Source organism: Streptomyces chengmaiensis (genome assembly GCF_029846775.1).
Classification (GTDB): domain Bacteria; phylum Actinomycetota; class Actinomycetes; order Streptomycetales; family Streptomycetaceae; genus Streptomyces; species Streptomyces chengmaiensis.
In genome coordinates, this window is the sequence record NZ_JARWBG010000008.1 from 57,356 (window position 1) to 76,165 (window position 18,810).

Consider the following 18,810-nt stretch of genomic DNA (forward strand, 5'->3'; position numbering starts at 1 on the left):
GCCCGCCGCGTCCTCCGTCCTTCCCTCCTCGCGTCCCTCAGCGCAGCCAGGGCAGATCGGCCGTCGGGTCCTGCGGCTGAAGCCCCTCCGCCAGCACCCGCATGATCTCGCCGAGCTGGGCCCTCTGTTCGGGCGTGAGCCGGTCGAACATCGCCTGTCGCACCGCGTCCACATGCCCGGCAGCGGCGCGCTTGAGGACCTCCATGCCCTCGTCCGTCAGCAGGGCGTACTGACCGCGCTTGTCGGAGGGGCAGTCCTCACGGCGTACCCAGCCGTTCTTCTCCAGCCGGGCGATCGCATGCGAGAGCCGCGACCGGGTGATCTTGGCCTCGATGGCCAGCTCGGTCATCCGACGCCTGCGGCGCGGCGCCTCGGAGAGCTGGACCAGCAGCCCGTAGTAGATGTGCGGCATGCCCGCGTCACGCTGGAGCTGGCGGTCGAGATGGTCCTCGAGAAGCGTGGTGGCATGGAGGTACGCGCGCCAGACGCGCTGCTCTTCATCGCTCAGCCAGCGGGGTGCGGTGTTCATGTCCCCACTGTACGAGGCTGTTCTTGAAGCTTTAACAATGCGGAGTCAAAGCCCCCGGCCGGATGCCGGGGCGGGCCGGCCGGGGTCGCGGGGCCGGAGCTCCTTCTCGTACCAGACGACGTCCCAGTACGTGCCGAACTTCCGCCCCACCTCGCCGTAGCGCCCGACCTCCTTGAAGCCGAAGCGGGCGTGCAGCCGGGCCGACGCCTCGTTCGGCTGTGTGATCCCGGCGTAGGCGCGATGGACGTCCTCGCCCTCCAGTACCCGGAACAGCGCCTCGTACAGGCGGGTGCCGACGCCCCTGCCTCCCGCGTCGTGCGCGCAGTAGACGGAGACCTCCACAGACGTGGCATAGGCGGGCTTGGGGCTCAGCGGGCTGCTTGTCGTATAGCCGAGAATCCGCCCAGACCGGACATCCTGAGCAACCAGAAGGCGGTGCGGACCGTCTTCAGGGTGGGAGTGCAGCCATGGGCGGCGCTGCTCGGGAGTGAGGGGGGCTGTGTCGAACGTGACGGCCGTCATGCTCACGTAGTGGTTGTAGAGGTCGACGAGGGCTTCGAGATCGGTCTCCGCGCCCGCCCTGACCTGCACTTCCGCGCGGTCCTGCGCCATGTGTCCTCCCCTGGTGGCGGCACAGGGTACTGCATGATCGCGAAAATCAATGCACCGCATGGGAATTCTGTCCGGATTCCAGTCGTTGTTTCCATCGGATGCAGGGCACCCGAAGGGTGTCGCGACCTACAGAGCAAAGGGAGCACGCATGGCAACCCGTGCCGTCGCCCGCCGTCAGTCCGAGTCCGCCGAGGCCGGGCCCGACCGGGCGGGCAGCGTTCGCGCAGTGGGCGGGGAGATCGCCGACCGCGACCTGGTCGGCATGTACCTCGACGAGATCGCGCGTACGCCGTTGCTCGACGCCGCCAAAGAGGTCGAGCTGTCCCAGATCATCGAAGCCGGGGTGTACGCCCGGCAGATCCTCGACGGAGAGGCCGAGTCCGACGCCGGCGGCGCGACGCGCGAAGAGCTGGAAGCGCTGGTTGCCGAGGGCGAGCGTGCCAAGGACGTCTTCATCCGGTCCAACCTCCGTCTGGTGGTGGCGGTCGCCCGCCGCTATCCGCGCAGCGGGCTGCCGCTGCTCGACCTGATCCAGGAGGGCAACGCCGGCCTGGTCCGCGCGGTGGAGAAGTTCGACTACACCAAGGGCTTCAAGTTCTCCACCTATGCCACCTGGTGGATCCGCCAGGCGATCACCCGCTCCATCGCCGACCAGTCCCGCACCATCCGGCTCCCCGTCCACCTGGTGGAGGAGCTGGGCCGAATCCGCCGTGTCCAGCGCGAGTTCAACCGGGAGCACGGACGTGAGCCGGAGGCCGCGGAGATAGCGGGCGAGCTGAGTTCCACCCCCGAGCGGATCACCGATGTGCTGGACTGGGCCCGCGACCCCGTCAGCCTCAACATGTCGGTGGACGACGCGGGTGAGACGCAGTTCGGCGATCTGCTGGAGGACACCTCGGCGATCTCCCCGGAGCAGTCCGTGCTCTCGCTGCTGCGCAGCGAGGGGCTGGAGGATCTGATCGGCAGGCTCGACCACCGGACGGCCTCCATCATCCGTATGCGGTACGGCATCGAGGACGGCCGCGAGCGGACGCTGACCGAGGTCGGAAAGGAGCACGGTCTGACGCGTGAGAGGATCCGCCAGATCGAGAAGCACGCCCTGCTGGAGCTGAAGAAGCTGGCCCGCGACACGGGCTTCGACGCGGCGGCGTGAGTACGCGGTCCGTCCCCGCGGACCCACCTGAGCGGACCCCGGCACCTTCCCCCCCCCCGTGCCGGGGTCCTTCTACGTCTGCGCTGCGGCCGGTTGCTCTTTCCCCGCCCTGCCCACTACGCCTGAGGGCGCGTGAGGGGACCCATTTGACCCATTTCCCGGACGGGGGGGACCACTCCAGACCGGGGGCCTCAAACGCCGACGCGGCTTGAGACGAGCCCGTCCGGCGACGGGGGACACGGGCGTCAGGCCGTACGCGGGCCGGGGGCTTGCCCCGGTTTCGGGTTAGGGATGGGGATGGGGAAAGTCTCCGGCCGCGGCCTGGGCGGCTCCGCCCGCGCGGGAGAGCCGGCCGCCCAGCTGGCGCACGTACTCCGCCAGCCGCGGCGGGCCGTGGACCGTGAACTCGCAGTCGACCAGGGCGAGACGGAGCGCCACCCACTCCAGGGAGTCCGCCGACCGGGTGCGCAGCCGGCAGCGCTGCCCGCCGTCGTCGTCGCCTGCCGCCGCCTCCTCCGCCGGCCTGCCCAGATGGTCCGGCAGCCGGGCCGCCACATGCGAGGCCGGGGCCCGGAAGGTCACATCGATGTCGTGCTCCGGCTGCGTCCGGGACATGCTGTGGCTCAGCAGCTCCGCCGCGTCGCCCACGGGGGCCTCACGTGGGGTGAAGCGAGCCCCGGTGGCGAACGGCTCGGAGACCCGGTCGACCCGGAAGGTCCGCCAGTCCTCCCGGCCGAGGTCGTAGGCGACCAGGTACCAGCGCCTTCCCGTCGACACCAGCCGGTACGGCTCCACCTGACGACTGGTCTGCGCGCCGTCGCCGGCCCGGTAGCCAAAGCGCAGCCGCTCGCGCGCGGTCACCGTGCCCGCGATCACGGTGAGGGTGTGCGGGTCGACCGTCGCGCCGTCGCCGCGGGTGAGCGGGATCGTCGCGGCCTGAAGCGTGGCGACCCGGTGGCGCAGCCGCGACGGGAGCACCTGCTCCAGCTTGGCCAGCGCCCGTACGGATGCCTCCTCGATGCCCTCGATGGCATGGCCCGCGCCTGCCCGCAGGCCCACCGCGATGGCGACCGCCTCCTCGTCGTCGAGGAGCAGCGGGGGCATGGCGGCGCCGGCCACCAGCCGATAGCCGCCGATCGCGCCCATCGTCGCCTCGACGGGATAGCCGAGGTCACGTAGCCGGTCGATGTCCCGCCGGATGGTGCGCGGGCTGACCCCGAGCCGCTCGGCGAGCTCGCTGCCGGGCCACTCGCGCGGAGTCTGGAGGAGAGACAGCAGATTCAGCAGTCGTGCCGGTGTGTCCGTCATGTCCCTCAGAATGCCCGCTATGTAGGCCGTGATCTGACCTATATGACTCCTATCTTCATGGGCATGAGTTCACAGCCTCCCTCCCCAGCCCAAGGCTCGGCCGCAGACTCCATATCCGCGGCGGCCGAGGATGTCCCCGCGGCCCGTTCCGCGGCGGACCGGCGACGCTGGATCGCTCTCGCCGTCGTCATGACCGCGGCCTTCATGGACCTGGTCGACGTCACCATCGTCAATATCGCGATCCCCAGCATCGAGCGGGACCTCGGCGCGTCCTTCGGCGCCATCCAGTGGATCACCGCCGGGTATGCGCTGGCCTTCGCCGCAGGGCTGATCACCGGTGGCCGCCTCGGCGACATCTACGGTCGCAAGCGGCTCTTCCTGCTCGGCATCACCGGTTTCACCATCGCATCCGCGCTCTGCGGCTTCGCCGCGAACCCGGAGATGCTCGTCGCCTCCCGGCTGCTGCAGGGCGCCACCGCGGCCATGATGGTGCCGCAGGTGCTGGCGATCATCCATGTGACCTTCCCGGCGCATGAGCGGGGCAAGGTCTTCGGCATGTTCGGCGCGGTCATCGGCCTCGGCGCGGTCTCCGGGCCGCTGCTCGGTGCGCTGCTGACCCAGTGGAATCTCTTCGAGCTCGAGTGGCGGCCGATCTTCCTGATCAATCTGCCGGTGGGCATCGCCGGAATCATCCTGGGCCGCACCTTCATCAGCGAGTCCCGCGCCCCCAAGGCGCTGCGGCTCGATCTGATCGGCGTCGCCCTGGTCACCCTCGCGCTGCTGATGCTGGTCTACCCGCTGACGCGCGGGCGGGAGCTGGACTGGCCACTGTGGGGCCATCTGTGCATGGCAGGCAGCCTGTTCGTCTTCGCAGCGTTCGGCGTCTACGAGAAGTACAAGACGAAGCGGGACGGCTCCCCGCTCGTCGAGCTGTCGCTGTTCCGGGTGAAGAGCTTCGCCGCGGGCATCGCCGTCCAGCTGACCTTCGGCATCGCCTGCGGGATCTTCTTCCTGGTCTGGACGCTGTATATGCAGATCGGCCTGGGCTGGACGCCGCTGCGGGCGGGACTGACCGGGGTGCCCTTCTCCCTCGCGGTCTCCACAGCCGCCGGTGTCTCGGTGCAGAAACTGGTGCCGCGCTTCGGCCGCAAGGTCCTCCAGGCAGGCGCGATCATCATGGCGACCGGTCTGCTGCTCTACATCTGGGAGGCCGGACGGTACGGCACCGGCATCCACTCCTGGCAGATGATCCTGCCGCTGACGGTCATGGGCGCGGGCATGGGCCTGATCGTCGCCCCGCTGACGGACGCGGTCCTGTCGGAGGTGCCGCGTGAGCACTCGGGCTCGGCGTCCGGGCTGATCAACACCACCATGCAGATGGGCAACGCGCTGGGCCTCGGGCTGGTCTCCGTGGTCTTCTTCGGGGTGATCGACGAGGAGCGGCTGCTTCCCGGGCAGGTCGGCACGGCATTCGCGGAGGCGTTCCAGAACTCCCTGTGGTGGGTGGCCGGCGTGCTCGCCGTCATCTTCCTGCTGATGTTCGCCCTCCCGGCACGGCCGAAGCAGCACATCGAGGGCGGGGCGCCGGACGACGCCCGGCCGGAACCCGTGGCCGGGCAGCGTGAGGAGGCGCCCGCGCTGGCGCACTGAACCCATCGCGCGACGGGGTCCGGGGCTCGCCTCGGACCCCGTTTTCAGGGCTCCGCCCCAGACCCCTGTGCCTGGAACCCCGACGAGGCCGATCTCGTCCGCTTGAGGATGCGGCCGAAGGACAGGGACGACGGTCAGCGCACCTGCGCGCGGTGCTCCATCGCCGCGCGGGCGGCGCCCTCGTCCCCGTACACCTCGCACATATGGCGGCCGTCCGGCGTCGCCGTGTGCTCGACCTCCCACAGGCTTGTCTCACTGCCGTCGAGCAGCAGAAACCCGTGCTCGTAGAGCGTGAAGCCGGCGTCCTTGCCGGCCACCCGGCACTGGCGGCCGAACACCTGGGTGATGTGGTGGGCAAAGGCCGCCCGCAGCCGCCGGGCGGTCTGCTCGCCCGGCCGGTCCGCGTTCTCCGCGCGGCGCAGGACCCGGCGGGCATGGTCGGCCGAGTCGTCCGGGACGTACACCCGCGGCGCCGGGGCCGGCGGCGTCGCCATCAGCGACGCCAGCAGCTCGAAGTCCGCGTCGAAGTCGTCCTCGAACCCGCCCAGCGGGCCGCGGCCCCCGCCCGCCGGGGACGCGGGCGACAGCCGGGACGCGGCCAGCCTGGCCTCCGCCTCGACCTCGTACAGCTCGTGCTGCTCCTCGCCGCCCCGGCCGGTGTTGTGCACCAGCTCCCAGAGGGTGAGCGAGCTGCCGTCGCTGAGCAGATACGCATGCCGGTACAGCGAGCGGTGCAGTGTCGCGCTGTGGTGCGACGAGTGCAGCGAACTGGCGTGCGCCAGCGCCGACTCAAGCCGCTCGACGGTCGCGTCGGGCAGCTCGAAGGAGTTGAGCGCCCGACCCAGAAGTCGCTCAAGATGGCTCTCGGGTGTCTCGTGCGGATCGTTCAAGGTCGGTCTCCAGGCCGTCGCCACATGTCACTCGGTGATTGCTAAACGTAGTCCCTCGGTCTGACAACGTGTCTGCGGTTCGGCAAAACGAAGGGGGCGCATATGAGGTTCCCGTGCGCCCCCGGCCAGCAATCGTGGCTTTCCGGTCAGTTGAAGCCGCCGGGGGAGCGCGGCTCGAATCCGTACAGCGCACGGTACGAGGGGAAGGTCCCGCCGGGCCCCTCAACGGACTCCGCGGCCAGGACAGCCCGGACGATCGCCCTGGTCACCACGGACGCACCGGCTGCCAGAACCGGGTTGAGGGCCAGCGGGTCCGCGGTGTCGAGCGGACCCGCGCCGCCCGTCGCCAGAGTGAAGACGGTGTCGCCGTCATTCAGCAGATGCACGGGGCGCACGGCGCGCGCGATACCGTCGTGCGCCGTGCCCGCGAGCTTCTGCGCCTGGGCGCGGGTGAGCTCCGCGTCCGTGGCCACCACCGCCAGCGTGGTGTTGAGCGGGGGCGGCCCCATCTTCTCCCGGACCTCCGCGAGTGTCCGCTCGGCCGCCGCACGCGTCTTTGGGGAGGGCGCCGCGACGCGGCCCGCGACATAGTCCTCCAGCCGTCCGTACAGCGCGCCCGTCCCCGGGTCGACCACCGACCCCGCCGCATTGGCGACGACCAGCGCGGCGACGGTGACCCCCGAATCCAGCCGGGTGCTCGCCGTGCCGACACCGCCCTTGAGCGGGCCCACCAGCGCACCCGTCCCCGCACCCACGGACCCTTCCTCGACGGCGGCCCCCTCCGCCGTCTCCGCCGCCGCCCGCACCGCGGCCCGCCCTGTGTCCGCGTCAGGCCGCGCAAGCCAGTCGCCGCCGCGCCCCAGGTCGAACACACAGGCCGCCGGAACCACCGGAACCACCTGCGCCGGATCGGATCCCACCCGGACGCCGCGTCCCCGCTCCTCCAGCCATGCCATCACCCCGCCGGCGGAATCCAGGCCGAACGCGCTGCCGCCGGTCAGCACGACCGCCTCCACCCGCTGCACCAGATTGCGGGGGTCCAGGGCGTCGGTCTCCCTGGTGCCGGGCCCGCCGCCGCGCACATCCACGGCCGCGACGGCACCGCCCTCCGGCGCGAGGACGACGGTCGTGCCGCTGAGCGCCCGCTCGCCCGGCACCCGCGCATGCCCCACCCGCAGCCCCGCCACATCCGTCAGCGCATCACGCAGCCCCGTCGCTTCCCGATCCCGCCGGGCTTTCTCCGTCATAACGCCCATGGGTACCACGTGGGTTGTCCGGGCGGCGGCCGAAGACCTGCGGAGCTCAGAAGCGTTTCACGACCTCTCTGCCCCGCCCGACAGGTGAGCGTCACGCCGACCGCAACCGCTGCCTCCCCGGCGGAGTGCTCCACCGTCACCTCCAGCACCGGGAACAGCCGGCGCTTCACGTCGTCCGGCGTCGCCGTCAGTGCTGCCCAGGACGGCTGGCAGAGGGCCAGTCCGGTCGCTTCGCCACGGCGAGCGGCCCCAAGAGCCCCGAAGTCTGCGAGCCCCGAAGTCTGCGAGCCCCGAAGTCTGCGAGCCCCGAAGTCTGCGAGGCCCGGAGACCTCCGCGGTCTGCGAGGCCCCCGAAGGGCGGCTCAACTGCGCGATCCGCCGTACCCTTGAGGGCCGTACCCTTGAGGTATGAGCACCGCCCCCGCCCCCGGACCGCGAGCAGCGGAGCGGCTTCGGCAGAAGTCCAGTCCCGATCCCGCATCAACGCCGAAACTGATCTTCGACGATCCGCTGGACCAGCAGTCCGCGGACGATACGGACCGTGGGTGGGGCGAGCGGGCTCCGGGCAGCGGCGACAGCGCCGCGGATCTGGCGCGCTTCCTCGACGAGAAGCCGCCCCACCATCTCTGAGCGATCGGTCTCTGCGCAGTCAGCCCGGGTGAGACTGCGTGCTCGGTGCGCTCTGCCCGGGGACGCGCTGTGCGACGAGGGCGTCGCGGATCTCCTTGAGCACTTCCAGCTCGGTTGCCTCCGGTGCCTTCTTCGCCCCCTCTTGCGCCTTCTGCGCCTCGGCCCGGCGGGCCAGGTACTTCGACATCGGCAGCACCATCAGGAAGTAGACGACCGCCGCGGTGATCAGGAAGGTCAGGGTGGCCCCAAGCACCGACCCCCACATGATCCGGATGCCGATCTCCGTGCCGTCCACGACCTCGCAGGGGCCCTTGAGGCAGGAGCTGTAGGAGTCCAGATCCTTGGTGCCGAAGGCGCCCACCACCGGGTTGATGACCCCCTTCACCACTGTGTTCACAATGTTGGTGAACGCGGCGCCGATGACGACCGCGACCGCGAGGTCGATCACATTGCCGCGCATCAGGAACGCCTTGAAGCCTTCCAGGACGTTCGGCTTCTTGTTGCTGTCGCTCACGCGTGGGCCTTTCTTCGTGTTCAAGGTGGCATCCGGCGAAAGCGAAACCTACGGCAGTGCGGGGCGGCGCTGTCCAGTCGGGCCCCGGGAACAGGTGACCTGACGGTGCGCCAGTGCGAGTCTCGGGCGTCAGCACACCGTCACCGCCAGCCGGGACGTCGCGCCCGCGCCGGCGAGCTCGGCGGCGACGGGGCGCGGCACCGTCAGCACGACGAGCGCGCCGCCGCCGGACGAAGGGGGCAGAGCGGCCGAGGCCGCTGAGGCAGCCGACGACTGCTCCGGCCGCGGCACCTCTGCCACCCGGGCGCCCGAGGCCACGATGTGCGCCTCGCTCGCCTCCCCCGCCGGTGAGAGCGCTGAGGCGATCACATCCACGCGATCGCCCGGCCGCAGCAGCCTGACCGTCGCCGCATCCGCGATCCGCACCGGCGCCGAGACCATCTGCACCGGCGACCGGGCCGAATGAGCCGCCGCTGCCGCCGCCTTGGCGTCCGCACCCGTCCCCGCCGGGCTCCGCGTCCCCTCCAGGCCGTGCGCGCTCGAAGCCGCCAGCGCCGCGGCCGTCACCGCGAGCCCGGCAGCCAGCGCCCTCCGGCGTCGGAGCAGCGCCCTGCGCAGTCGCTGCCTCCCGCCCCGCACCCGCAGGGGGGCGAACGGCGGCACCCTGACCGGATCAGGAACCGACTGCGGCAGCCGGTGCGCCACCGAGCACGGAGAAACGGGACGGAAGGAAGAAGAGGAAGCGGCAGCAGCGGAAGCAGCCGCCAGAGAGCCAGCAGCCGCAAGAGGCCCAGAAGCCGCAGCAGGAGCAGAAGCCACAGCAGGAGCAGAAGCCGCGGAGGAGGAAGCAGAGGAAGCAGGAGAGAAGGACATCGCCGTACCGCCCGTCGTGAGAAGCGCGTCGAACCGAACGCCCCTCACGATCCGCCATCCGCCGAAAGCCCGCAGAGGCCTGTGGACGGCCGACGCCTTGTGGACAACTCCCTCACTCACATGGGTGGTCCGTGCCCACAGCCCCTGCCGGGTGTCAGGGCAGCGCGATCCCCGGATCCACCCCGCCCAGCGCATGTGTGCACAGACACCGCCGGGTGTCGGTCTCCGGCAGCAGGGTCACCGCCTCGAACAGCACCTTGCGCAGCCGGTCCACATTGGAGGCGAACACCTCCAGCACCTCCTCGTGGGAGACGCCCTCGCCCGCCTCCGCGCCCGCGTCCAGGTCCGTCACCAGCGTGATCGACGTGTAGCAGAGCTCCAGCTCGCGGGCGAGCACCGCTTCGGGGTGGCCGGTCATGCCCACCACCGACCAGCCCATGGCCGCATGCCAGCGCGACTCGGCCCGCGTCGAGAAGCGGGGCCCTTCGACGACCACGAGCGTTCCGCCGTCGACGGCCTCCCAGTCCTGCCCGCGTGCCGCGGTCAGGGCGACCCTGCGCCCCTCGGGGCAGTACGGGTCGGCGGGCGACACATGCACCACATTGGGGATGACGCCGTCCGGCAGCGGCAGCCCGTCGTAGTACGTCTGCGCGCGGGCCTTGGTGCGGTCCACCAGCTGGTCGGGCACGAGCAGCGTGCCGGGCCCGTACTCCGGCCGCAGCCCGCCCACGGCACAGGGGCCCAGCACCTGGCGCACCCCCACCGACCGCAGGGCCCACAGATTGGCCCGGTAGTTGATGCGGTGGGGCGGCAGATGGTGCCCCCGCCCGTGCCGGGGCAGGAAGGCGACCCGGCGGCCGGCGATCTCGCCGAGGAAGACGGAGTCGCTGGGACTGCCGTACGGGGTGTCCACCTGGATCTCGGTGACGTCGTCCAGGAAGGAGTAGAACCCGGAGCCGCCGATCACACCGATCTCAGCCGTCTGTGCCGCTGCTGCGGTCGCGTTGGTCGTCTTGGTCGCCTTGGTCGTCGCCACGGCGGTCACAGTAGCCGACCGCGCCTTCCGTACGCCTGGTGCGCACGGCGAGGGCCCCGCCGTACAGCGTGTACGACGGGGCCCTGGAAACCCGGAAGGCTGTGAGTCAGGCGGCGGTGCCGGAGCTCGATGCCGCGGCCGGCTTGGCGTTGGAGGACTTCGCCGCCGACGATGACGAGGACGAGGAGGAGGAGGCCGCGGACGACGACTTCGACGCGGACGACGACTCCGACGCGGACGACGACTCCGACGAACCCGAAGCCGAGGTCTTGGACGACGCGGCGGGGGAGCTGCCGGACGACGAGCCGCGGCTGTCGTTGCGGTAGAAGCCGGAGCCCTTGAAGACGATGCCGACCGCCGAGAACACCTTCTTCAGGCGTCCGTCGCAGCTGGGGCACACGGTCAGGGCGTCGTCGGTGAACTTCTGCACCGCCTCGAGGCCCTCGCCGCACTCGGTGCACTGGTACTGGTAGGTCGGCACTTGTCTTCCTCCTGGCACTCTGACTCAGTGAGTGCTAACGATGTTCCATAGTGACCTATTCCGCTGCTTCAGTCCACCGTCACGGGCACGCGGTGACCGACGCCACGTGCCGCGATCCGCCCCCGCGCCTTCGGGGACAGCCGCGAGCGCAGGGTGACGAGAGTGGCCAGAGCGAGGGCCGTGCCCATCAGCGGCACGGTGAATCCGGCGCCGGAGCCATGGGCGTCGGTGAGCTGTCCGGCCACCGTCACCGCCGAGGCCTGGCCCAGGGCGACCGCCCCCGTCAGCCAGGTGAACGCCTCGGTCCGGGCGGAGGCGGGCACCAGGGTCTCGACGAGCGTGTAGCCGGTGATCAGGGCCGGAGCGATGCACAGTCCGACCAGCAGGCCGAGCGCGGCGAGCAGGACTGCCGAGTGGGCCGCCCACAGCCCGGAGGCGGCGAGCGTCAGCGCGGCATAGCCCAGGATCAGCCGCCGCCGTGGGCCGCTCTTCCAGGCGATGGCTCCGCAGGCGACGCCGGCGAGCATGTTGCCGGCGGCGAAGATCCCGTACAGCACGCCGTTGACGCCGGGGTTGCCGATCTCCTCCGAGAAGGCGGTGAGCGAGACCTGCATGCCGCCGAAGACCGAGCCGATGCCGAGGAAGGCGACGGCCAGCACCCGCACGCCCGGCACGGAGAGCGCGGAGGCGTGCGGCGCGGACGCGGTGGCGGCCGGGCGCGGGGCGGGCTGGGTGCGGCGCTGGGCGGCGAAGAGGAGGCCGCCGACGACGGTCAGCCCGGCCTCCGCGATCAGCCCGGCGGCAGGGTGCACGCCGGTGCACAGCGCGGTCGCGAGCACCGGTCCGACGACAAAGGTGAACTCGTCCGTCACGGACTCGAAGGCCGCCGCCGTCGACATCAGCGGAGAGCCCTCCAGCCTGGCCGCCCAGCGGGCCCGCACCATGGGGCCGACCTGGGGGACCGAGGCGCCGGTGGGCACGGCCGCGGCGAACAGCGCCCACAGGGGCGCGTCGGCGAGGGCCAGCGCGGTCAGCGCACCGCCCGACGCCGCGTGCACTGCCACGCCCGGCAGCAGCACCGCGCGCTGCCCGAAGCGGTCCGCGAGCTTGCCGCTCTGCGGAGCGAACAGCGCCATGGAGACACCGGTGACGGCGGCGACGGCGCCGGCGGTCCCGTACGAGCCGGTGGTGTGCTGCACCAGCAGCACGATGCCGATGGTGAGCATCGCGAAGGGCTGGCGGGCGAAGAAGCCGGGGAGCAGGAAGGTCCAGGCTCCGGGGGTGCGCAGCAGCTGCCCGTATCCCGGGCGCTTCTCGGTGGCGACCGTGGATGCCACGGCCCTGGCCTTTCTGCCGCCTGGTAGCGCTCCCCGGGGTGTACGGGAGCAGCCGAGAGCTGTCCTCTTGCGCGGAACTGCGGTAGATACCGGGGCCCACTGCGAGGGCTCCGCGGCCGCCATACGGTCGCGCCAGCTCTGCATCAGGCAGAGTTGGTCGATCAGTGTGCCTTCATGGTACAGGGACTACGGCCGTTCCGCCTGTGAAACCGGCGACACGGATCATTCCCCGCCTGCGATTAACCGGAACGTAATCTTCCGTTCGCCCTAGCCGGGGCCCGTCCCCAGCCAGTACGCCAGTTTGCCGCCCTGCCCCACGGCCCGCAGCCGACGCTCGGCCGCGTCCCGCACCGGATCCGTCGCCACGACCAGCAGTTCGTCGCCCTGCCGCAGCGCGGTCGTCGGCAGCGGCACGAAGCTCTTGCCGTCCCGTACGACGAGGGTGACGGCCGCTCCGGCGGGCAGCCGCAGCTCCGCCACCTCCACTCCGTGCATCTTCGACCCGTCCGGGATGGACACCGACAGCAGATGTCCGCGCAGCCGCTCCAGCGGGGCCGACTCGATGCCCAGATCGGCGGCGGCGTCCGGGGACCCGAGCCGCAGTGCCCTCGCCAGCCAGGGCAGGGTCGGCCCCTGCACCAGCGTGTACACCACGACCAGCACGAAGACGATGTTGAAGACCCGGTCGCTGCCCCGGATGCCGGACACCATCGGGATCGTCGCCAGGATGATCGGCACCGCGCCGCGCAGCCCGGCCCAGGACATCAGCGTCTTCTCCTGCCACGGGAGGCGGAACGGCAGCAGACTGCCGAACACGGACAGCGGTCGCGCCACCGTCGTCAGCACCAGCCCCACCGCCACCGCGGGCCAGAAGTCGTCGACCAGCTCGTGCGGGGTGACCAGCAGGCCGAGCAGTACGAACATCCCGATCTGGGCGATCCAGCCCACTCCCTCGGCGAAGCCGCGGGTCGCCGGAGCGTGGGGCAGCCGTGAGTTCCCGAGGACCACCGCGGCCAGATATACGGCGAGGAAGCCACTGCCGTGGGCGATGGCCCCCGCCGCGTACGCCGCCACCGCGATCGCCATGACGGCGATGGGGTAGAGGCCGGACGCGGGCAGCGCCACGCTGCGCAGCCCGTACGCCCCCAGCCAGCCGACCGCGACGCCGACCCCGGCGCCGATGGCCAGCTCCAGTGCGATCTCGCCGATGAGCAGATACCACGCGTCGACGGGGCCGGTCGTGGAGAAGGCCACGACGAGGATCACCACGGGGGCGTCGTTGAAGCCGGACTCCGCCTCCAGCGCGCCCGTCACCCGTGAGGGCAGCGGCACCTTGCGCAGTACGGAGAAGACGGCGGCGGCGTCCGTCGAGGAGACGACCGCCCCGATGATCAGGGACTGCCGCCACTCCAGCCCGACGAGGTAGTGCGCGCCCGCCGCGGTGACTCCCACGCTCACCGCGACGCCGACGGTCGCCAGCACGGCCGCCATCGGCAGCGCGGGTCTGATCTCCTTCCACTTGGTGCCCAGACCGCCCTCGGCCAGAATCACCACAAGGGCCGCATAGCCGATCACCTGGGTCAGTTCGGCGTTGTCGAAGCGGACGTTGAAGATGCCGTCCTGGCCGATCGCGATGCCGATCCCGAGGTAGAGCAGCAGGCTGGGCAGACCGCTCCGGGAGGAGAGGCGCACCGCGACGACCGCGATGAGCAGCACGAGCGAGCACATCAGCAGGAGTTCGTTGAGCTGGTCGACAGTCAGCGGCCGGTCCTTCCCTGTCAGTGCACATGTCCGACGCACATGCCTTGGCGTATTTCGTTTTGTTACCTTACCTAATCATTAATGTTTCCTTGATGCGTCCGAACGGGTGTACGGGAACTGGGGGTGGATCAGCCGGGCTTACGGACACCGCCGTCGGGGCGGGCCAGGCGCTGCGCCTACAGTTGCTCCAGCACTCCAGGACCACCCTGCCCCTCGAAGGACAGCGATGCCCTCCAACGAAACCGCCTCTTCCCCCAAGAAGAAGAAGGGGCGACGCGCCCGACTGCTCGTCGTCGTCCTGGTGCTGGCGCTCATCGCGGGCATCGGCTACGGCGCGTACTGGAGCGTCAGCACGGTACGCGCCTCCTTCCCGCAGACCACCGGGACGATAGAGATCGCGGGCCTGAGCGGCCCGGTCGAGGTCAAGCGCGACGACTACGGCATCCCGCAGATCTATGCGGACAGCGACGAAGACCTCTTCCGCGCCCAGGGGTTCGTCCATGCGCAGGACCGCTTCTGGGAGATGGACGTACGCCGCCATATGACTGCGGGCAGGCTCTCGGAGATGTTCGGCTCGGGGCAGGTCGAGACCGACGCCTTCCTGCGGACGCTCGGCTGGCGGCGGGTGGCCCAGCAGGAGTACGACACCAAGCTCTCGGCCGGGACGAAGAAGAACCTCCAGGCGTACGCGGACGGCGTCAACGCCTACCTCCAGGGGCGCGACGGCGGGGACATCTCGGTCGAGTACGCGGCGCTCGCGTTCACCAACGACTACACGCCCGAGCCGTGGACCCCGGTGGACTCCGTGGCCTGGCTCAAGGCGATGGCGTGGGACCTGCGCGGCAATATGCAGGAGGAGATAGACCGCTCGCTGCTGACCAGTCGGCTGGACGAGAAGCAGATCAAGGAGCTGTACCCCCCGTATCCGTACGACCGGAACAAGCCGATCGTCGAGGAGGGCGGGATCGACCCCGTCACGGAGAAGTACGACCCGGATGCCAAGCCCTCCGACGTCTCGGGCGGCGACGGCTCGTCTTCGGGCGACGGCTTGTCTTCGGGCGACGGCTCCGGCGACGGCTCGGGGTCGGGCTCGGTGCCGGGGTCGGGGTCCGGCTCGGGGTCCGGCAGCGGCTCGGGGTCCGGCTCGGGGTCCGGCAGCGGCACGGGAGCCGGGAACTTCTCCTCCCAGCTCTCCGCGCTCTCCGAGACCCTCGACGCCATCCCGGAGCTCCTCGGCCCCAACGGCAGCGGCATCGGCTCCAACTCCTGGGTCGTCTCGGGCAAGTACACGACCACCGGCAAGCCGCTGCTGGCCAACGACCCGCACCTCGCCCCGCAGCTTCCGTCCCTGTGGTACCAGATGGGCCTGCACTGCCGTGAGGCCTCGGACTCCTGCACCTACGACGTCGCCGGCTACACCTTCTCCGGCATGCCCGGTGTGATCATCGGCCACAACCAGGACATCGCCTGGGGCTTCACCAACCTCGGCGCGGACGTCACCGACCTCTATCTGGAGAAGCTCGACGGCGAGAGCTACCTCGTGGGCGCCGAGCGCAAGAACCTCGCCGTTCGCGACGAGGTCATCAAGGTCGCGGGAGGCGCGGACAAGACGATCAGGATCCGCTCGACCGAGCACGGCCCCCTGGTCTCCGACCGCAGCACGCAACTGGAGTCGGTCGGCCAGCGCGCCCCCGTCGCCAACTCCGCCCCCGACCGCGGCACCGGCTACGGCGTCGCCCTCCAGTGGACCGCGCTCCAGCCCGGCGCCTCCATGGACGCGGTGTTCGGCCTGAACCGCGCCAAGGACTTCAAGGAGTTCCGGGCCGCCGCCAGGCAGTTCGAGGTCCCCTCCCAGAACCTGATCTACGCCGACGCCAAGGGCAACATCGGCTACCAGGCCCCCGGCAAGATCCCAGAGCGCTCCAAGAGCGACGGCCGGAACCCCGCGCCCGGCTGGGACCCCGCCTACCGCTGGAAGGGCTACATCCCCTTCGACGAGCTGCCGTACGAGTACAACCCGGAGCGCGGCTACATCGTGACCGCCAACCAGGCGGTGGTCGACGCCGAGAAGTACCCGTATCTGATCACGGAGGACTATGGCTACGGCGCCCGCAGCCAGCGCATAAACGATCTGATCGAGTCGAAGATCCAGGACGGCGGCAAGGTGTCCACCGAGGACATGCGCACCATGCAGACGGACAACAGCAGCGAGATCGCCAAGCTGCTGACGCCCTATCTTCTGAAGATCGACGTCTCCGACCCGTATGTGCGCGAGGCGCAGAAACTGCTGGAGGGCTGGGACTACACCCAGGAGCCCGACTCGGGCGCAGCCGCCTACTTCAACGCCGTCTGGCGCAACGTCCTCAAACTGTCCTTCGGCAACAAGCTGCCCAAGGAGGTCCGCGTCGAGGGCGAGTGCCTGAACGTCCGCCCGGCCGACGACACCGCGCCCGACGACGACCTGGGCGAGTGGGTGCGCGAGTGCGGCGAGCGCGACGGCGACTCCGCGCAGCCCGACGGCGGCGACCGCTGGTACGAGGTGGTGCGCCGGCTGCTGAAGGACGAGGACAACCGGTGGTGGCGCTCCCCGGGCGGCCGTACGGACGAGGCGACCGCCACCCGCGACGAGCTGCTGGCACGGGCCATGAAGGACGCCCGCTGGGAGCTGACGGCCAAGCTCGGGAAGGACGCCTCCACCTGGACCTGGGGGCGGCTGCACCAGCTCACCCTGACCAACCAGACCCTTGGCGCCGAGGGGCCCGGCTTCCTGCAGCGCATCCTCAACCGCGGCCCGTGGAACCTGGGCGGCGGCGAGGCGGCCGTCAACGCCACCGGCTGGAACGCGGCCGTCGGATACGACGTCGTCTGGGTGCCGTCGATGCGGATGGTCGTCACCGTCGGCGACTGGGACAAGTCCCGCTGGATCAATCTGGCCGGCGCGTCGGGGCACGCGTACCACGCCCACTACACCGACCAGACCGACAAGTGGGCCAAGGGCGAGCTGCTCGGCTGGGCCTTCGGGAAGCAGGCGGTCGACGAAGCGACCGTCGACACGCTCACTCTCGCCCCGAAGGGCTGAGACGACGGCCCGGGGGCGGCTCAGGCAGCCCTGTCCGGGAAGCGCCTGACCGACTCGGGCGTCACCACCGCGTGCACGGGGTGGTCGTGCGGCTCCTCCGGGACCCGTCCGACCACCTCGTTCGCGTACAGCAGCACCACCAGGGCGGGGTCCGCGTCCGCCGCGGCGAGCCGGGCCAGCACCCGGTCGTACGAGCCGCCGCCCCGCCCCAGCCGCATGCCGCGCACATCCACGGCGAGACCCGGCAGCAGTACGGCGCCGGCCTCCAGCACGGTCTGGACGCCGAGCCGTTCGCCGTGCGGCTCAAGCAGCCCGAGGCGGGCGCGCACCAGCCGCTCCCGCCCCTCGTACACCGCCCAGTCGAGGTCGTTGTCCTCCCGCAGCACCGGCAGGAGGACCCGTACGCCGCGGTCGCGCAGCGCGTCGAGCAGCAGCCGGGTGCCGGGCTCGCGGCCCACCGAGACGTATGCTGCGACGGTGCCCGCGTCGGCCAGTTCCGGCAGGGCGAGCGCATGGCGGGCGAGGTCCGCGGAGGCGGCCCGTGCCTCATCGGAGGACAGCCGCCCCCGCGCGTCGAGGAGTTCACGCCGCAGGACCGCCTTGGCGGATGCATCGGGCATTCCGTATGTACCCGCCATGTCTTCGCCTATCACTCGTCTCTCAAACCTCTCGTGTCCAGCTTTATGAAGCTTTATGAGGCTGAAGTTAACCGGAGGCTCATCTTCAGCCCATAGCCACCGGATAAAGTGCCCGCATGACTCAGTCGCACCCCAGGATCAGCAAGGCTGTCATCCCTGCCGCGGGTCTCGGCACCCGGTTCCTGCCCGCTACCAAAGCCACCCCCAAAGAGATGCTGCCTGTGGTCGACAAACCCGCCATCCAGTACGTGGTCGAGGAGGCGGTGGCGGCGGGCCTCTCCGACGTACTGATGATCACCGGTCGCAACAAGCGCCCCCTCGAGGACCACTTCGACCGCAACTACGAGCTGGAGGAAGCGCTCACCCGCAAGGGCGACGCCAACCGGCTGGCGAAGGTACAGGAGTCCAGCGACCTGGCCACCATGCACTATGTGCGCCAGGGCGATCCGCGCGGCCTCGGACACGCCGTGCTGTGCGCCGCCCCGCACGTCGGCGACCAGCCCTTCGCCGTCCTCCTCGGCGACGACCTGATCGACCCCCGGGACCCGCTCCTCGCCCGCATGGTGGAGGTCCAGGAGCAGGAGGGCGGCAGCGTCATCGCGCTGATGGAGGTCGACCCCGTGCAGATCCACATGTACGGCTGCGCGGCCGTGACGACGACCGGCGAGGCGGACGTCGTCAGGGTCACCGACCTCGTCGAGAAGCCGGACCCGTCGGAGGCCCCGAGCAATCTCGCGATCATCGGCCGCTATGTCCTGGACCCGGCCGTCTTCGAGATACTGCGCAAGACCGAGCCCGGCCGGGGCAACGAGATCCAGCTCACCGACGCCCTGCAGAAGCTCGCGGAGGACGAGTCCCTGGGCGGCCCGGTCCACGGCGTCGTCTTCAAGGGCCGCCGGTACGACACCGGCGACCGCGGCGACTATCTGCGGGCCATTGTCAGACTCGCGTGCGAACGTGAAGACCTGGGCCCGGAGTTCCGGACCTGGCTGCGCGGCTTCGTGACCGAGGAGATGGCCCAGGAGATGACCGAGGACATGACCGAGGACATGACCGAGGACAT

16 protein-coding genes and 1 pseudogene are annotated in these 18,810 nt (G+C 70.6%); 5 read left to right on the forward strand and 12 right to left on the reverse strand.

Annotation, left to right across the window (positions count from 1 at the left end; all coding sequences use genetic code 11):
• Positions 1 to 37 precede the first annotated feature (37 nt).
• Together QCN29_RS09635 and QCN29_RS09640 are read right to left on the reverse strand one after the other, a co-directional pair.
• Complete coding sequence (locus tag QCN29_RS09635; RefSeq protein WP_279927334.1) at positions 38 to 529, reverse strand: MarR family winged helix-turn-helix transcriptional regulator; 492 nt, start codon at positions 527 to 529, stop codon at positions 38 to 40.
• A gap of 45 nt (positions 530 to 574) precedes the next feature.
• The gene (locus QCN29_RS09640; RefSeq protein ID WP_279927335.1) at positions 575 to 1,141 is read right to left on the reverse strand and encodes a GNAT family N-acetyltransferase; all 567 of its coding nucleotides are present in this window, start codon (positions 1,139 to 1,141) and stop codon (positions 575 to 577) included.
• Between the two features lie 148 nt (positions 1,142 to 1,289).
• On the opposite strand from QCN29_RS09640, the gene QCN29_RS09645 reads away from it, so the two are divergent.
• Positions 1,290 to 2,294 (forward strand): sigma-70 family RNA polymerase sigma factor, encoded by a 1,005-nt coding sequence (locus QCN29_RS09645; RefSeq protein WP_279927336.1) that lies wholly within the window; start codon positions 1,290 to 1,292, stop codon positions 2,292 to 2,294.
• 285 nt (positions 2,295 to 2,579) lie between these two features.
• Here the strand turns inward: QCN29_RS09645 and QCN29_RS09650 are convergent, their stop codons facing one another.
• The gene (locus QCN29_RS09650) at positions 2,580 to 3,602 is read right to left on the reverse strand and encodes a helix-turn-helix transcriptional regulator (RefSeq protein WP_279927337.1); all 1,023 of its coding nucleotides are present in this window, start codon (positions 3,600 to 3,602) and stop codon (positions 2,580 to 2,582) included.
• Positions 3,603 to 3,665: 63 nt separating this feature from the next.
• On the opposite strand from QCN29_RS09650, the gene QCN29_RS09655 reads away from it, so the two are divergent.
• Entirely contained in the window at positions 3,666 to 5,252 is a 1,587-nt protein-coding gene (locus QCN29_RS09655; RefSeq protein WP_398859164.1) for an MFS transporter, read from the forward strand.
• A 134-nt stretch (positions 5,253 to 5,386) separates the two neighbouring features.
• Here the strand turns inward: QCN29_RS09655 and QCN29_RS09660 are convergent, their stop codons facing one another.
• Positions 5,387 to 6,142: a DUF6227 family protein gene (locus tag QCN29_RS09660; protein WP_279927339.1), complete on the reverse strand. Its 756-nt coding sequence runs from the start codon at positions 6,140 to 6,142 to the stop codon at positions 5,387 to 5,389.
• A 146-nt stretch (positions 6,143 to 6,288) separates the two neighbouring features.
• Entirely contained in the window at positions 6,289 to 7,398 is a 1,110-nt protein-coding gene (locus QCN29_RS09665; protein WP_398859165.1) for a P1 family peptidase, read from the reverse strand.
• 408 nt (positions 7,399 to 7,806) lie between these two features.
• Between QCN29_RS09665 and QCN29_RS09670 the strand changes: the two genes are divergently transcribed.
• Entirely contained in the window at positions 7,807 to 8,028 is a 222-nt protein-coding gene (locus QCN29_RS09670; RefSeq protein ID WP_279927342.1) for a hypothetical protein, read from the forward strand.
• A gap of 19 nt (positions 8,029 to 8,047) precedes the next feature.
• Here QCN29_RS09670 and mscL read toward each other — a convergent pair whose 3' ends face one another.
• The 6 genes from mscL to QCN29_RS09700 all read right to left on the reverse strand — a co-directional run bounded on the left by mscL (position 8,048) and on the right by QCN29_RS09700 (position 13,997).
• Positions 8,048 to 8,542 carry a large conductance mechanosensitive channel protein MscL gene (mscL, locus tag QCN29_RS09675; RefSeq protein ID WP_279927344.1) on the reverse strand — a complete coding sequence of 165 codons (495 nt, stop codon included), beginning with the start codon at positions 8,540 to 8,542 and terminating at the stop codon, positions 8,048 to 8,050.
• Between the two features lie 129 nt (positions 8,543 to 8,671).
• Positions 8,672 to 9,205 carry an RcpC/CpaB family pilus assembly protein gene (locus QCN29_RS09680; RefSeq protein ID WP_318036702.1) on the reverse strand — a complete coding sequence of 178 codons (534 nt, stop codon included), beginning with the start codon at positions 9,203 to 9,205 and terminating at the stop codon, positions 8,672 to 8,674.
• Between the two features lie 364 nt (positions 9,206 to 9,569).
• Positions 9,570 to 10,451, reverse strand: a complete 882-nt coding sequence (locus tag QCN29_RS09685; RefSeq protein WP_279927348.1) for an S-methyl-5'-thioadenosine phosphorylase — start codon at positions 10,449 to 10,451, stop codon at positions 9,570 to 9,572.
• 106 nt (positions 10,452 to 10,557) lie between these two features.
• Positions 10,558 to 10,932, reverse strand: a complete 375-nt coding sequence (locus tag QCN29_RS09690) for an FmdB family zinc ribbon protein (protein WP_279927350.1) — start codon at positions 10,930 to 10,932, stop codon at positions 10,558 to 10,560.
• A 68-nt stretch (positions 10,933 to 11,000) separates the two neighbouring features.
• Complete coding sequence (locus QCN29_RS09695) at positions 11,001 to 12,269, reverse strand: MFS transporter (protein ID WP_279927352.1); 1,269 nt, start codon at positions 12,267 to 12,269, stop codon at positions 11,001 to 11,003.
• Positions 12,270 to 12,536: 267 nt separating this feature from the next.
• Positions 12,537 to 13,997 (reverse strand): potassium/proton antiporter, encoded by a 1,461-nt coding sequence (locus tag QCN29_RS09700; protein WP_279927461.1) that lies wholly within the window; start codon positions 13,995 to 13,997, stop codon positions 12,537 to 12,539.
• A gap of 259 nt (positions 13,998 to 14,256) precedes the next feature.
• Here QCN29_RS09700 and QCN29_RS09705 point away from each other — a divergent pair, with 259 nt between their 5' ends.
• Entirely contained in the window at positions 14,257 to 17,109 is a 2,853-nt protein-coding gene (locus tag QCN29_RS09705; RefSeq protein ID WP_279927354.1) for a penicillin acylase family protein, read from the forward strand.
• A gap of 20 nt (positions 17,110 to 17,129) precedes the next feature.
• Here the strand turns inward: QCN29_RS09705 and QCN29_RS09710 are convergent, their stop codons facing one another.
• A complete protein-coding gene (locus QCN29_RS09710; RefSeq protein ID WP_279927356.1) occupies positions 17,130 to 17,729 on the reverse strand; it encodes a 5-formyltetrahydrofolate cyclo-ligase in 600 nt (199 codons plus the stop codon).
• Between the two features lie 134 nt (positions 17,730 to 17,863).
• Between QCN29_RS09710 and galU the strand changes: the two are divergent.
• A pseudogene (galU, locus tag QCN29_RS09715) lies at positions 17,864 to 18,763 on the forward strand (UTP--glucose-1-phosphate uridylyltransferase GalU); the annotation flags it as partial.
• Positions 18,764 to 18,810 lie beyond the last annotated feature (47 nt).